Genomic DNA, 14216 nt, shown 5'->3' on the forward strand with positions numbered 1-14216 from the left:
CCCACGACCGCACGGAGGAGGTACGGCACATGGCAGTCGAACCCACCGCGGAGACCGGCCGCGCCGATGCGATCATCGTCGTGACCGCGGTGGCGCTCAGCCTCGTCGGACTCGTCGCGCTCGCCCTCGTCGTCATCGTCGGGGTCTCGGGCGGAACGCCGTCCGGTGCCCTGACCTGGATCGGAATGATCACGATCCCCGTGGCGTTCCTCCTCCTGCTCGTGGAGTTTTCCCGCGCCATCGCACGCCGCCGCCGGGCCTGAGCTGCGCTGCCCGCACCCGGCGCCCCGCCGCCCGGCACCGCCGCTGCGCCGCTCCCCGGGCACCACCACTGCACACATCACTTCCCGCGAAAGGACATCATGCCGACCGGACGAGTCAAATGGTTCGACGCCGACAAGGGATTCGGCTTCGTCACCGCCGACGACGGGGAACAGGTGTTCCTCCATTCGACCGCGCTGCCCGACGGCGCCGAGATCAAGCAGGGCACCCGCCTCGACTTCGACATGATCGACGGCCGCAAGGGCAAGCAGGTGCTCAAGGCCCGGCTCATCGAGCCCCCGGTCGCCAAGCGCGCCCGCCGCGACCCGGACAAGACGGCGATGATGATCGAGGACGTCATCCGGCTCCTCGACGACACCTCGAACGGCCTGCGCAGGGGCCGTTATCCCGACAGCGGGCATTCGCATAAGGTGGCAGAAGTACTGCGTGCCATCGCCGACGACCTGGAGGGCTGATGTCGGAACTCTTCTCCCGCTGGCTGCACGACGTGGAACCGGCACCCGCCGCCGGGTCCGCTCCTGCCCACGCCGCCGCCGCGGATCGCCCGACCGCCCGTCGCGCCGCCCGGCCGAGCCCGGACGCGCTCCTCCTCGAGGCCGTCGACGCCGCCCGCCGCGCGATCGCCGAGGTCGCCGACCCGAACCACATCGGCGCCCACCTGGGCGCGGTGATGGAGGGGCAGCGGCTGGCCACCCATTCCTTCGCCTGCACCGCGAAGGCCTACCGCGGCTGGCACTGGGTCGCCGTGCTCGCCCGCGCCCCGCGCTCGAAGACCATCACCGTGTGCGAGACCGCGCTGCTGCCCGGCGATGACGCGCTCGTCGCGCCCCGCTGGCTGCCGTGGGAGGACCGCCTGCAGCCGGGCGACCTGAGCGCCCGCGACACCCTGCCCAAGGTCGACGACGATCCCAACCTCGAGGCCGGCTTCGAACAGGTGCCGCTCGCCGAGGACGAGGACGACGCCGTCGACCAGCTGCCGATCTTCGAGCTCGGGCTCGGCCGCCGCCGCGTGCTCTCCGCCCAGGGGATCTCCCACGCCGCGGAGCGCTGGCACGACTCGGAGGCCGGACCGGACGGCGAGTTCGCCAAGCGCGCCTCGGCCCAGTGCGTCACCTGCGGCTACCTGCTGCCGATGGCCGGCAGCCTGCGCACCCAGTTCGGGGTGTGCGCCAACCAGTGGTCGCCGTTCGACGGGCGCGTCGTCGCGCTCGACGCCGGTTGCGGTGCGCACTCCGAGACCGACGTCGAGCGGCAGGCCCCGGAGACCGCGCAGCCCGTCATCGACGACCTCCACGACACCGTCGACGTGTCGGCCGGCGAGGCGTCTGCTGCTGAGGCGTCTGCCGCTGAGGAGGCACCCGCGGCCGAGGCGCCGGCTGCCGATGCACCCGTTACCGAGGTGTCGACGAGCGGCGCCTCGGGCTGAGCGCCGCGATGGATACGATGACGCTCGACATCGTCACCACGGTGCTCGCCGGGGCGGCGATCCTCGTCGGCTGCGTGGGGATCGTCGTCCCCGTGCTCCCCGGCTCGATCCTCATCGGCATCGCCGCGCTGATCTGGGCGCTCGTCCTAGGCTCGGCCCCGGTGTGGACGGCCTTCGCGGTCATCGCCGTGCTCGTCGCGCTCGGCATGAGCGCCTCGCTCATCCTCACCGGCCGGCGTCTCAAGGCCGAGCAGGTGCCGAACTCCTCGCTCCTCATCGGCGGGCTGCTCGCGATCGTGGGCTTCTTCGTCATCCCCGTCGTCGGGCTGCTCGTCGGCTTCGTCGCCGGCCTCTACCTCGCCGAGTACCTGCGCCGCCGCGACGCGCGCGCCGCCTGGGACTCGAGCTGGACGGCGATCAAGGCCGCCGGGATCGGGATCGCCGTCGAGTTCAGCTGCGCGGCCGTGGCCGCCGGCGCCTTCGCCGTCGCGACCGTCATCCACTTCTTCGTCTGAGGCGGCCGTCCCGCTGAGACGGCCGTGCCGCCGCGGGCCGTCCCGCCGCGGATGCAGCTGTTCCTGCGGATGACGACCGATTCGAGGCGCGGGCGCCCCGGATCGGCGCAGAACCAGCTGCTCCCGTGAGAAGCACTCGCAGCGACCGCCCGAGGCGGCTCGGTGCGGACGAGGTGCCCGGGGTCAGTTCCCCAGCGCGGAGAGCACGTAGTCGATGCAGCCGAGGAGCGCGGTGACGTCCTCGGGCTCGACCGACACGAAGGTCGCGATCCGCAGCTGGTTGCGGCCGAGCTTGCGGTAGGGCTCGACGTCGACGACGCCGTTGGCCCGGAGGATCTTCGCGATCGCCGCGGCGTCGATGTCCTCGGCGAAGTCGATCGTGCACACGACGTTCGAGCGGTCGGCGGGATCGGCGACGAACGGGGTCGTCGCCGGATTCTCCTCCGCCCAGGCGTACACGGCCGCGGCGGCCCGCGCGGTGCGCTCGGCGGCCCAGGCGAGCCCGCCGTTGCCGTTGATCCACTCGATCTGCTCGGCGAGCAGCGACAGCGTGGCCACTGCCGGGGTGTTGTACGTCTGGTTCTTCGCCGAGTTCTCGATCGCGGTGACGAGGTCGAGCGAGGCCGGGATCCAGCGTCCGGAGTCCTTGATCTCGTGCGCGCGGGCGATCGCGCGCGGGGACATGATCGCCAGCCACAGGCCGCCGTCGGATCCCATGTTCTTCTGCGGGGCGAAGTAGTAGACGTCGGTCTCGCGAATGTCGACGGCCAGTCCGCCGGCGGCGGACGTCGCATCGACGACGACGAGGGCGTCCTCGGCGATGCCGGCCGGCCGCGTGATCGTCGTCGCGACTCCGGTCGAGGTCTCGTTGTGCGGCCAGGCGTAGACGTCCGCGCCCTCGACCGCGGTGGGCACGGCCCCGGTGCCGGGGGCGGCCTCGGTGATGACCGAGTCCTCGAGGAAGGGTGCGGTCCGGGTGGCCTCGGCGAACTTCGCGCCGAACTCCCCGAAGGTCGCGTGTGCGGCACGCGAGCGCACGAGCGAGAACGCGGCGACGTCCCAGAACACCGTCGAGCCGCCGTTGCCGAGCACCACCTCGTAGCCGCTGGGCAGGTCGAACAGCTCGGTCAGCCCGGTGCGGATCCGGGCGACGAGGCTCTTCACCGGCGGCTGCCGGTGGGAGGTCCCCATGACCGTGGTGCCGAGCGCCTGCAGGGCGGTCATCTGGGCGGGGCGGATGCGGGCCGGGCCGGAGCCGAACCGGCCGTCGGCGGGCAGGAGTTCGGACGGGATCTTCACGGTCTGCTCTGCGTTCATCACACCGGGATCCTACCGCGGCGCCGTACGCGCGAGCGCCTCGGCCCACCGCGCGGACACCCTGGGCACCCGCGTCCCCGCGCAGTAGTGTGGATCCATGACCGATGACCGTTCGCCGCTGTCCCGGCTGTCCGACCAGCGCGTGGAGTACGGTGCCCGCGGCGAGGTCGCCGCCGGGACCGACCCATTCACCTTCTTCTCCCAGTGGTACGCCGAGGCGCAGGCCGAGATCCGCGAACCCAACGCGATGCTCCTGGCCACCGCCTCCGACTCCGGTCCGGATGCCCGGATCGTCCTCCTCAAGGGCGTCGATCCCGCTGGCTTCACCTTCTTCACGAACTACACCTCGGCCAAGGGCCTCCAGATCGCCGCCGACGCGCGGGTCGCCCTCGTCCTGCCCTGGCACGACATGCACCGGCAGGTGCGGGTGCAGGGGATCGCGACACGCACCTCGGCGGCGGTGTCCGACGAGTACTTCGCCGCCCGCCCGCGCGGCGCCCAGGTGGGGGCGCGGGCCTCCCACCAGTCGCAGCCCGTGGACTCCCGGGCGGCGATGCACGCCGCGTTCGACCGGGTCGAGGCCGAGTTCGCCGACGCCGAGGTGCCGCGCCCCGAGCAGTGGGGCGGCTACACCGTCGCCCCCCACCGGATCGAGTTCTGGCAGGGGCAGGCGAACCGGTTCCACGACCGATTCGTCTACGAGTCCGCCGACCGCCCGGCCGCGCTCGACGACGCCGCTGCCTGGACCGTCGCCCGCCTCGACCCCTGAGCGCACCCCGCGGCGGGGCAGCGTGCCGACGGGCGCGCCTCGCCTCGTCCGCACCCCACCTCGACCACACCCATCGCACAGAGAAGGAATCCCACGATGACCGACACCACCATCGCACCCGCCTACGGCCCCGAGGCACAGTTCGACAACTGGATCGGCGGCCGGTGGGTCGGCAGCGAGGACCGCAGCGCGAACGTCAACCCCTCCGACACCTCCGACGTGCTCGGCCGCTTCGCCCGCGCCGACGCCGCGACCGTCGAGCAGGCGATCACCGCCGCCCGCGCAGCCCTGCCGGCCTGGTCGCTGGGGAACGTGCAGCAGCGCTTCGACATCCTCGACACCGCCGGCACCGCGATCAAGGAGCGCGCGGCGGAGCTCGGCGAGCTGCTCGCCCGCGAGGAGGGCAAGCAGGTGTCCGAGGCCACCGCCGAGGTCATGCGCGCTGCCCAGATCTTCAAGTTCTTCGCCGGGGAGACCCTGCGCAACACCGGCGAGCTCGTCGAGTCCGTGCGCCCCGGCCTCACCGTCGAGATGACCCATGAGCCGGCGGGCGTCGTCGGCGTCGTCACCCCGTGGAATTTCCCGATCGCGATCCCCGCCTGGAAGATCGCCCCGTCGCTCGCCTACGGCAACACCGTCGTGTTCAAGCCCGCCGAGCTCGTCCCGGCGAGCGCCCACGAGCTCGTGCGGATCCTCATCGACGCCGGCCTCCCCGACGGCGTGCTCAACCTCGTCATGGGGCCCGGCCGGGTCGTCGGCGACGCGATCTCCGGCTCGTCCGAGGTCGACGCGGTGACCTTCACCGGCTCGGTCGGCGTGGGTGCCGGCGTCATCGCGAACGCCGCGGCCGCCGGCTCCAAGGTGCAGTGCGAGATGGGCGGGAAGAACCCGCTCATCGTGCTCGGCGACGCGGACCTCGACGCCGCGGTCGAGGCGGCCGTCAACGGGGCCTTCTTCTCCACCGGCCAGCGCTGCACCGCCTCGAGCCGCCTCATCGTCACCTCCGACATCCACGACGAGTTCGTCGCCCGGGTGAAGGAGCGGATCGACGGATTCGTCGTCGGCGACGCGCGGGATGCGAACACGACGATGGGACCGGTCGTGTCCCGGTCGCAGTTCGACCAGGACCGCAAGTACCTCGAGATCGCCGCCGACGAGGGCGGGACCGTGCACGGCGGCGCGGTCGTCGACACCGGCACGGAGGGCTACTTCCTCGCCCCGGCCCTCGTCACCGGCACCACCGAGGAGATGACGATCAATCGCGAGGAGGTGTTCGGCCCCGTCGCCTCGGTCATCGAGGTCGCCGACTACGACGAGGCCCTCGCCGTGGCGAACCGGACCTCGTTCGGGCTGTCCTCGGGCATCTTCACCACCTCGCTCAAGCATGCCGCGCACTTCAAGCGGCATTCCAACGCCGGCATGGTCATGGTCAACGCCCCCACCGCAGGAGTCGACTACCACACCTCGTTCGGCGGCCGGAAGGGCTCGAGCTACGGCCCGCGCGAGCAGGGGCGGGCGGCGCGGGAGTTCTACACCGTCCACAAGACCGCCTACATCAACGCCGGCTGAGGCCGGCTGTCGGCCCGTTGCACGGCCGTCCGCCCACCGGCGGACGGCTGTGCCGCATCTCCGTGCCGGGCTAGACTGACCCGGTGAGCACAGAGGAGTGGAACCGCCCGTGAACGACCTCATCGACACCACCGAGATGTACCTCAAGGCCATCGTGGAGCTGGAGGAGCAGGGGATCGTCCCGCTGCGCGCCCGGATCGCCGAGCGCCTGGACCATTCAGGGCCCACCGTGTCGCAGACGGTGGCCCGGATGGAGCGCGACGGCCTGCTCGTCGTCGACGCCGACCGCCACCTCGAGCTCACCGCCACCGGCCGGGAGCTCGCGACCTCGGTCATGCGCAAGCACCGCCTCGCCGAACGGCTGCTCGCCGATGTCATCGGGCTCGACTGGGAGCTCGTCCACGACGAGGCCTGCCGCTGGGAGCACGTGATGAGCGAGCAGGTCGAGCGCCGGCTCGTGCGGATGCTCCCCGAGCACGGCACGAGCCCCTACGGCAACCCGATCCCCGGTCTCGACGCGATCGGCGCGGAGGCCGCGCCTGCCGCCCCTGTCGTCCCCCTGACCGAGGCCTGCCCCGCCCAGGGCCGGGCCGAGGTGCGGGTCGAGTGGCTCGCCGAGCCGCTCCAGGTCGACGCCCACCTCCTCGTCCAGCTGCGCGAGACCGGGATCCTGCCCGGGGTCACCGTGACGGCGGAACCCGCCGGGGAGTACATCACGCTGCGCGCCCCGGACGCCGCGACCGTGCTCGACCTGCCGCTCGAGACCGCCGCGAACGTCTTCGTCCGCCCCCTCGACGGCGAATGATCCCTCTGCTCCCGCGCCCGTGACGCGGGTGCCGCGGCGTCGTGAGCGTCACATTCCGGTTACGGGCTGCCCCCTGGATCACGGACTCGCAGGCTTTCGTTACAGAGATTTTTCGACCACGAAGACCATGTGACCTGGGCGTTCGTTCCCGTCCCGACACTTTTGTCACGAAACCTGTGATCCAAATGTGACATTGCGGTCCGGCATCGGTTACGGTTGAGCGGTCGGGTTCCACCGAACCCGGCCCCAGGCGGGCAACCGAGTGCCGCTCCCGCCTGCGGAGACCAGGACCTGAAGCGGCAACGGGGGAACCACCACTCGTCCCGGACACCGGGACTCGGGGCCAAGTTCACTCATGAGTGACCGAGCAACTCCAGCTCGAGCCCGACAGCTCACCTCGTAGGTTTCGTGGAGGACACACCAGTGGCACAGAAGAAGCATGGCCGCCGCGCGGCCAGCACCCCCGTCAAGACCCCGCTGACCGAGCTCACCGAGGCGCTGAGCGCCAACTCCGGTGTCGTCGGTCGCCGCGCGGCCGTCGTCGCAGCAGCCGGTGGACTCATGGCCACCGCCGTGCTCCCGGCCGCCACCCAGGGCGATGAGAAGTCCGACGCGGTCGTCTCCGCCGAGGCCGCCGACTCGAATGTCGAGGCCGACTTCTCCAACCAGGCCGCCACCGTCATCCCGGAGGCCGCCGAGGACACCGAGGATGACGCCGCACTGCCCGGCACCTCGAACGTCTCCACCACCACCTCCACCGCCGCTCCGGAGCCGGAGCCGGAGCCGGCCCCCGCACAGAGCTCCGACTCGACCGAGCCCTCGGACTCCTCGGACCGCGGTTCCTCGACCTCGCGTAGCACCGAGCGCTCCTCGGACTCCTCGGACCGCGGCTCCTCGACCTCGCGCAGCACGGAGCGCTCCTCGGACTCGAAGAAGGACGAGAAGAAGAGCGACAGCGTCTCCGTGCCGGACGGCTCGAAGGCCGAGCAGGTCATCGCGATCGCCAAGCAGTACGTCGGCGTGCCCTACGTCTACGGCGGCACCACCCCCAGCGGCTGGGACTGCTCCGGTTACATAGCGTTCGTCTACGACAAGGTCGGCGTGAACCTGCCCCGCACCTCCGGCGCGCAGAAGGCTGCCGGGACTGTCGTCTCGGCTTCTGAGGCGAAGCCCGGCGATCTCGTATTCAGTCCCGGCCACATCGGCATCTACGCCGGCAACGGCATGATGTACGACGCGGGCTCCCCGAGCTCGGGGACCTCGTACCGCAGCCACTCGTGGATGGGCTCGGTCACCTACATCCGCGTTCTCTGATCCACGGTCGGGCACGGCCCGACGCACTGACGGAACCCGCCGCCCGGGTCATGGTCCACCCGGCGGCGGGTTCCGTCGTGTCTGCGAGCATTCCGCATGCTCCGTCCCGGCGCTGCTCGTGAGCAGTCGCGGAACGGTGGGTGAACCGGCGTGGAAATCATGGTGGGGGCGGCGCGCTGCGACCGCGCAGACGCTTGCGCGGGCGCCGGCCTCCGCTACTCTGGTTCCAGCCGTTGCACTTCATCCGCCAGGAGGACGCGTGAGCGCCGCATCGCAGGGAGACCGGGTGCCGGTCCATCGGACCGGGCCGAGTGCCGCCGTGCGCCTCTGCGCGGCGTGGAGCCGGACCCGGAATCTGCTCGGTGATGTCATCGTCGATTCGATACCGACGGTTGTGGAGCATGGAGGCGTTGCGCATTCGCGCAGCGCCTTCGCTGTTTCCCGGGCGGGTGAGCGCGGATGAAGACCCTGGTCCTCAACGCCGGCTACGAGCCGATGTCGGTGGTGTCCTACCGCCGGGCGGTCGTCCTCGTGCTCGCCGGCAAGGCCTCCGTGCTCGCGGCCGACGACGATGCACCGGTGCGCAGCGTCCACGTCTCCATGCCGCAGCCCTCGGTGATCATCCTCCGCCGCTACGTGCGGCCGCCGTCCGGTCGCTCGGTGGCGCTGTCGCGGCGCGGGGTGCTGCGCCGGGACGGGTTCGCCTGTGCCTACTGCGCCGGCCATGCGACGACCGTCGACCACGTGCTGCCCCGTTCGCGCGGCGGCGGCAACACCTGGCGCAACCTCGTGGCGTGCTGTCGGAGGTGCAACAACATCAAGGGGAACCGGACGCCCGAGGAGATGGGCTGGGTGCTCGGCTTCGTCCCCGACGTGCCGCGGGTCGGCCGCTGGTGGCTGCGCGACCTCGACAACCCCGCAGAGTCGTGGCGGCCGTTCCTCGAATACGGCTCCGCCGCCTGAGCTGGCTCGTGGCGCCACCGGGCGAGTGTGGGGCTTCCGGTCGAGAGTGGTGGCGTTGAAGCTCATACTCATCGTCGAAACCCCCACACTCCCGTGCCCGGTGCTTCGAGAGGGGAGGGGGAGGAGAGGTTGCTCGACCGTCCGGTATTCCCGGACATGCGAAAGGGCGGTGCGATTCCCGGAGGGATCGCACCGCCCTTCAGCGGTGTGCTGAGGTGATCAGCGGTTGGCGCGGGAGCCGCGACCGGAGATGAAGCCCCAGACGACGAGCACGATGAGTGCGCCGCCGATGGCGAGCAGCCAGGAGCTCAGCGAGAAGAACTTGTCGACGCCCTCACCGAAGAGAGCCGAGCCGATCCAGCCGCCGAGCAGGGCGCCGATGACGCCGCACACGAGGGCGCCGAGCCAGCCGCCGCCCTGACGACCCGGGAGGATCGCCTTGGCGATGGCGCCGGCGATGAGGCCGAGGATGAGGAATGCGAGAATACCCATGAGTTGATCCTTATCTCTGGATGTCCGGACAGCCGTCTGCGACTGCCGGGATTCTGTGATGCGGACCTACCGCACCGAGCAGGAGTAGTTCCTGACGATTACCGGTTAAATATATCAAGGATACTTGTGAGCCTCAATGATCGTCCGGCCCGGCGCGGCGCGACAAGCGGCGGGATCCGGTGTTCCGGGGTGAGCGGCGAACGCCGTTCGAGTCGTGAGATCCGCGGAACCACGCGCATGACCAGCGGTTCGCACGACCGCCGCATCCGGGTATCGTGGGCACACCGGTGTGAGCGAGAACACCGCGCCCGAACCGGTGCGGCGCACCCACCGGGCGCACGCGAGACCGCAACGAAGGAGCTGCCGTGACCGAGGAACTCTCCTCCCCTGAAGTCGCCGACCCCCAAGCCGTGCTCGTCGGCGTGGACGGCTCGAAGGCGAGCCGCAACGCCCTGCGCTTCGCGATCGAGGAGGCCCGGGCCCTCGGACGGTCGATCCGGCTCGTCGGCGCCTACACGATCCCGAGCGTCGCCGCCGCGACGATCGACGTCTCCTACGTCCCGATCGACGACACCTCGATCCGCGCGGCAGTGACCGACTCCCTCAAGGAGGCCGCCGCCGAGGTCAAGGCCGCCGGAGTCCCCGTCGAGGCCGTCATCGAGATCGGCGATGCCGCCGGCGTCCTCGTCGAGGAGTCCCGCCAGGCCTCGCTCGCAGTCGTCGGCTCCCGCGGGCGCGGCGGCTTCGCCGGCCGCCTGCTCGGCACCGTCTCCAGCGCCCTGCCCGCCCACTCCCACTGCCCGACGATCGTCGTCCCCGTGGGGTGGACCCCGGGCCGGGAGACCGCGCCCAAGCACAGCTCCTCCCGACCGGTCCGCTCGAGCCGCGGCGAGCTCCTCGGCTACGACGAGACCGCCGAGGCGGTGCCGGGCCTCGACTTCTCCGGCTCCGTCGTGGTCGGCGTCGACTCGCTCGCCAAGGAGTCGCCGGCGCTGTGGAAGGCCGCCGAGCACGCGCTGCACCGCGGCACGCCGCTGCACATCCTCGGGGTGCTCACCACCACCGTCGTCGGCCCCGAATGGCTGCCGAGCACCGGGGACATGAAGCGGTTCCTCGACGAGGGTGCGGACAAGCTCGAGTCCGCGCGCGCCGCCGTCGCCGCCGAGCACCCCGGGCTCGAGGTCGACTGGACGCTGTTCGACGGCCAGCCGGCTGAGGTGCTCGTGCGCGCCTCGGACACCGCCGACGTCCTCATCATCGGCTCGCGCGGCCGCGGCGGGTTCGCCGGCCTGCTGCTGGGCTCGACCTCGCAGTCGGTGCTGCCCTATGCCGCCTGCCCGACCATGGTGGTGAGGGTGCCGCGCTGAGCCGCGGCATCCCGGCCCCGGGCGCACCCGTTCCCGGCGGTCCCGAGCCCGGCGGCCCGCACGCCTGCATCGAGGCCCGTGACCTCGGAGTCTCCCTCGACGGCCAGGTGCTCCTCGCGCCGACGTCCTTCGCGCTCGCGGCCGGGCGCGCGCTGGCGGTCACCGGGCCCAACGGGGCCGGCAAGACGACGCTGCTGCGAGCGCTCGCCGGCCGCGCCCGGCCGACCTCGGGCACCGTGGCGATCGCCGGGCGCCCCGCCGACGACCGCAGCCCGGAGTTCCGCAGACTCGTCGCCGCCCACCTCGGGCTGCCGCCGCTCGCCCGCGACCTCACGCTGCGCGAGCACGCCGTCCTCGTGGCCGCCTCCTGGGGCATCGCATTGCCCGAGGCCGCGGCGCGGGCCGATGCGGTGTTCGCCGAGCTCGCGATCGCCCACCTCGCCGCCCGCTTCCCCCACGAGCTGTCCTCGGGGCAGCGGCAGCTGTTCGCCCTCGTCCTCACCCTCGTGAGGCCGTGCGCGGTGCTGCTCGTCGACGAGCCCGAGCAGCGCCTCGACGAGCACCGCCGCGGTCTCGTCGCCGCCGCGCTCCGCCGCCGCCGGGACGCGGGAACGACGTTAGTGCTCGTGAGCCACTCGCCGGTGCTCGTCGAGGCCGTCGCCGATGCCGTCGTCGCCCTCGCCGAGCCCGCCGCGTGAGCACTGCGGTCTCGGTGAGCACCCCCGCCTCCCGCCTCGCGCTCCTGCGCCGGCTCCACCGGCAGCGCAGCGCAGCACCCTCCCGGGACGACCTCACCGTCATCGCCTACGCCGCCGTCCTCCTCGGGCTCGTCCTCGGGGTGCCGCTCGCCCGCGGCGCGGTGCTCCTCCTCGCCTCCGCCGAGGTGTCCACCGCCCTCGTGGCCGCAGCCGCACCCGGCTGGGCCGGAGCTGCGGCCGCCGCACTGCTCGTCGCGTTCGCGCTGTTCGGGCAGGTGCGCGGGCCGGTGGCGCTCGCCCCGTTCGCCGTCCTCCTGCTCGCCCGCACCGATGTGCCCCGGCGCACGGCGCTCCGACGCGGCTTCTGGGCCTCCGCGCTCGCCGTGATCGGGGTGCTCCTGATCGTCGCCGGGGGCGTCGGCGGGGTGCTGGGCGTCGCAGCCGGGGTGCCCGTGCTCGCTGTCGTCCGGCTCGTCATCGCCGCCGCCGGACTCGGGCTCATCTGCTCGGTGGTCTGGCTCGCCGGGCAGGCGCGGATCCCGGGGTTCGGCTCGGGGACGGGGGCGGCGTGCGGTGCGCTGGGGGTCGCGGTGCTCGTGACCGCCTCGTTCGCGGTGCCGCCGCTGCAGTGGGTGGCGCCCTGGGGCTGGTTCGGGCTCACCTGGCCGGCCGCCGGCCCGCTCGCGGGGCACACCGGGGGAGTGCTCGCCTGGCTGCCGGTGGTGCTCCTCTGTGTGCTCGCCGGGGCGCTCGCGCTGTGCGTCCCGCGTCTTCTCGATCAGGTCGGGGCCGAGGCGCTCGCCGCGCAGGCCGCGCGCAGGCAGGCGGCCGGGGCCGCGGCGGGGACCGGCGACCTCACCTTCGCGCTCGCCGCCTACCGCGCTGTGCCCGTCACCGGGCGGGGCTGGCGGGCGGTGCGGGCGCGCTCCACCGCCCTCCGCTTCCTGCTGCGCGACCTCGTGGGGGCGGCCCGCACACCGGCGACCCTCCTCGTGGGAGCGGCCGGGATCGCCGCCGCGGGCGCACTGAGCGTGGCTGCGGTGACGACTGCGCCGATGCCCGCGTGGGTGCTCGCCGCACCGGCTGCCGCCCTGCTGTTCACGGCCTCCGGGGTGCTCTGCGCCGGATTCCGGCATGCGGCGGAGGCGGTCGGCGCGCCGGCGCTCTACGGGTATTCGACGGCCTGGCTCTACGGCCTCCACGCGCTCCTGCCGGCCGGCGCGGCACCGGTCCTCGCCGGGGCCGGTGCCGCGCTCACCGTGCTCCTGACCGGGGCGCCGGCGGACGCGGGACGGACCGGAGTGCTCGCCGCGGTGCTCCTCGGCGTCCTCGCCGTCGCGGCGCGTGCCTACGACAGCGCCAAGGGCGCAATGCCCGTGTCGATGCTCACCTCCTCGGTGCCCACCCCGGTGGGCGACCCCGTCATGGTCCTCGTCGTGCTCTGGCACTTCGACGCGGTGCTCCTCACCGGGGCGATCGGTGCGGTGATCGTGGGACAGCTCGTCACCGACGGAGCAGGGCCCGCGCTCGCGCTGCTCGGCGGCACCCTCGCGACGCTCCTCGTCCTGCTGCGCTTCCGGCTCGGCGCGCGCGCCGCGGAATGAGAGCAGCCGGGCAGGCCGGGTCGAGCCGTGGAGCGCACCGGGAGGGGCTCCTCGGGCCGTCGGCGCATTCCGTCCAGGCGCCTTGCCGGCCGGGGGATGCGCGAAGACGCGGATCACGGCATGATGGAGAGGTTCACCCACCATCACGAGACCGGAGTCGCCATGGGGATCCTCAGCCTTCTGCGCCGCGACCGCGCGGACGAAAAGACCACCCGCCAGGCCGTGGAGGAGGCGCAGAAGCCGCCGCGCTCCGGTGAGGCCGGGGCGGACCCGGCCGCCGAGGAGGGCGGCGCGCTCCAGCACATGGTCGAGTCGTTCCGCGACATCGGCATCGACGGGAAGCTCACCTTCGACTCGGCGGAGAAGGTCGCCCGGAAGGCCCAGCGCGGCCGCGGCAGGCGCGACCCGGAGCTCGCGATCCGGCGCATCATCCGCAGTCACCGCCGCAGCATCACCGCCGGCGGGTTCCTCACCGGCCTGGGCGGTGCGATCACGCTGCCGGTGCTGCTGCCGACGAACGTCTTCGAGTTCTACGTCCAGGCCACCCGCATGGTCGCCGCGATCGCCTCCGTGCGCGGTTACGACCTCCGCGACGACGAGGTGCGCACCCGGGTGCTCGCCGCGCTCGTCGGCGAGGAGTCCGGCGACGTGCTGCGCAACATCGGGCTCGGGCCGGTGGCCGGCTTCGCCAGCCGCCAGGTCGCCAAGCGCCGGCCCCAGCCGCAGATCTCCGCGGTCGCCAACGCGATCGGCGGCCGGATCCTGCGCCGGTTCGGACTGCGCTCGGTGCGGCTGTTCGGCAAGGCGATCCCCGGCCTCGGCGGCGTCATCGGAGCGGCGAGCGACCGCGGTCAGCTGAAGAAGATCGCACGGAGCGCGCTCGTGATGTTCCCGCAGGTGTGAGCGCGCGCGTCCACGGGGAGGCCGGGGTGCGCGGCGGCGGCAGCGCCTGGCCGGGTCACCGGAGTGCTTCCCCTGGTGAGAAGTGCGCCCCCGATTGGATTCGAACCAACGACACCCGCTTTAGGAGAGCGGTGCTCTATCCCCTGAGCTACGGGGGCACGCGCCGCGGGCAGGTCAGCGCGCCCTGTCGGA

Annotated in this window: 15 protein-coding genes, 1 tRNA gene and 1 riboswitch; of the genes, 13 read left to right on the forward strand and 3 right to left on the reverse strand. The window is 72.5% G+C overall.

What is annotated here, in order from left to right; genetic code table 11:
- The first annotated feature begins 29 nt into the window (after window positions 1–29).
- The 4 genes from ABD883_RS03015 to ABD883_RS03030 all read left to right on the forward strand — a co-directional run bounded on the left by ABD883_RS03015 (window position 30) and on the right by ABD883_RS03030 (window position 2223).
- A complete protein-coding gene (locus ABD883_RS03015; RefSeq protein WP_345029691.1) occupies window positions 30–263 on the forward strand; it encodes a hypothetical protein in 234 nt (77 codons plus the stop codon).
- A 99-nt stretch (window positions 264–362) separates the two neighbouring features.
- Entirely contained in the window at window positions 363–737 is a 375-nt protein-coding gene (locus ABD883_RS03020; protein ID WP_137318922.1) for a cold-shock protein, read from the forward strand.
- Window positions 737–1708: a DUF3027 domain-containing protein gene (locus tag ABD883_RS03025; RefSeq protein WP_345029694.1), complete on the forward strand. Its 972-nt coding sequence runs from the start codon at window positions 737–739 to the stop codon at window positions 1706–1708. The genes ABD883_RS03020 and ABD883_RS03025 overlap by 1 nt, the downstream gene beginning before the upstream one ends.
- Window positions 1709–1725: 17 nt before the next feature.
- On the forward strand, window positions 1726–2223 hold the full coding sequence (locus ABD883_RS03030) for a DUF456 domain-containing protein (protein ID WP_345029697.1): 498 nt from the start codon (window positions 1726–1728) through the stop codon (window positions 2221–2223).
- 183 nt (window positions 2224–2406) lie between these two features.
- Here the strand turns inward: ABD883_RS03030 and serC are convergent, their stop codons facing one another.
- Window positions 2407–3540, reverse strand: coding sequence for a phosphoserine transaminase (gene serC, locus ABD883_RS03035; protein WP_345029699.1), 1134 nt, complete (start codon window positions 3538–3540; stop codon window positions 2407–2409).
- A 97-nt stretch (window positions 3541–3637) separates the two neighbouring features.
- On the opposite strand from serC, the gene pdxH reads away from it, so the two are divergent.
- The 5 genes from pdxH to ABD883_RS03060 all read left to right on the forward strand — a co-directional run bounded on the left by pdxH (window position 3638) and on the right by ABD883_RS03060 (window position 8960).
- Window positions 3638–4309 (forward strand): pyridoxamine 5'-phosphate oxidase, encoded by a 672-nt coding sequence (gene pdxH, locus ABD883_RS03040; RefSeq protein ID WP_345029701.1) that lies wholly within the window; start codon window positions 3638–3640, stop codon window positions 4307–4309.
- Window positions 4310–4405: 96 nt separating this feature from the next.
- Entirely contained in the window at window positions 4406–5878 is a 1473-nt protein-coding gene (locus tag ABD883_RS03045; protein ID WP_345029704.1) for an aldehyde dehydrogenase family protein, read from the forward strand.
- Between the two features lie 109 nt (window positions 5879–5987).
- Window positions 5988–6683, forward strand: coding sequence for an iron-dependent transcriptional repressor DtxR (locus ABD883_RS03050; RefSeq protein WP_345029707.1), 696 nt, complete (start codon window positions 5988–5990; stop codon window positions 6681–6683).
- 278 nt (window positions 6684–6961) lie between these two features.
- Window positions 6962–7104: riboswitch (cyclic di-AMP (ydaO/yuaA leader) on the forward strand.
- 2 nt (window positions 7105–7106) lie between these two features.
- The gene (locus tag ABD883_RS03055) at window positions 7107–7997 is read left to right on the forward strand and encodes a C40 family peptidase (protein ID WP_345029710.1); all 891 of its coding nucleotides are present in this window, start codon (window positions 7107–7109) and stop codon (window positions 7995–7997) included.
- A 459-nt stretch (window positions 7998–8456) separates the two neighbouring features.
- Window positions 8457–8960 carry an HNH endonuclease gene (locus tag ABD883_RS03060; protein ID WP_137318929.1) on the forward strand — a complete coding sequence of 168 codons (504 nt, stop codon included), beginning with the start codon at window positions 8457–8459 and terminating at the stop codon, window positions 8958–8960.
- Between the two features lie 219 nt (window positions 8961–9179).
- On the opposite strand, the gene ABD883_RS03065 is transcribed toward ABD883_RS03060, so the two are convergent.
- Window positions 9180–9452, reverse strand: coding sequence for a GlsB/YeaQ/YmgE family stress response membrane protein (locus ABD883_RS03065; RefSeq protein WP_265808374.1), 273 nt, complete (start codon window positions 9450–9452; stop codon window positions 9180–9182).
- 365 nt (window positions 9453–9817) lie between these two features.
- Here ABD883_RS03065 and ABD883_RS03070 point away from each other — a divergent pair, with 365 nt between their 5' ends.
- The 4 genes from ABD883_RS03070 (at window position 9818) to ABD883_RS03085 (ending at window position 14024) form a co-directional block, all read left to right on the forward strand.
- Complete coding sequence (locus tag ABD883_RS03070; RefSeq protein ID WP_345029714.1) at window positions 9818–10819, forward strand: universal stress protein; 1002 nt, start codon at window positions 9818–9820, stop codon at window positions 10817–10819.
- Window positions 10820–10926: 107 nt separating this feature from the next.
- Window positions 10927–11517, forward strand: a complete 591-nt coding sequence (locus tag ABD883_RS03075) for an ABC transporter ATP-binding protein (RefSeq protein WP_345029717.1) — start codon at window positions 10927–10929, stop codon at window positions 11515–11517.
- The gene (locus ABD883_RS03080) at window positions 11514–13121 is read left to right on the forward strand and encodes a hypothetical protein (RefSeq protein ID WP_345029720.1); all 1608 of its coding nucleotides are present in this window, start codon (window positions 11514–11516) and stop codon (window positions 13119–13121) included. The genes ABD883_RS03075 and ABD883_RS03080 overlap by 4 nt, the downstream gene beginning before the upstream one ends.
- A gap of 120 nt (window positions 13122–13241) precedes the next feature.
- Window positions 13242–14024, forward strand: a complete 783-nt coding sequence (locus tag ABD883_RS03085; RefSeq protein WP_345029723.1) for an EcsC family protein — start codon at window positions 13242–13244, stop codon at window positions 14022–14024.
- Between the two features lie 85 nt (window positions 14025–14109).
- On the opposite strand, the gene ABD883_RS03090 is transcribed toward ABD883_RS03085, so the two are convergent.
- A tRNA-Arg gene (locus tag ABD883_RS03090) sits at window positions 14110–14182 on the reverse strand.
- Window positions 14183–14216 lie beyond the last annotated feature (34 nt).

The organism is Brevibacterium pityocampae, from assembly GCF_039541555.1.
GTDB classification, from domain to species: Bacteria; Actinomycetota; Actinomycetes; order Actinomycetales; family Brevibacteriaceae; genus Brevibacterium; species Brevibacterium pityocampae.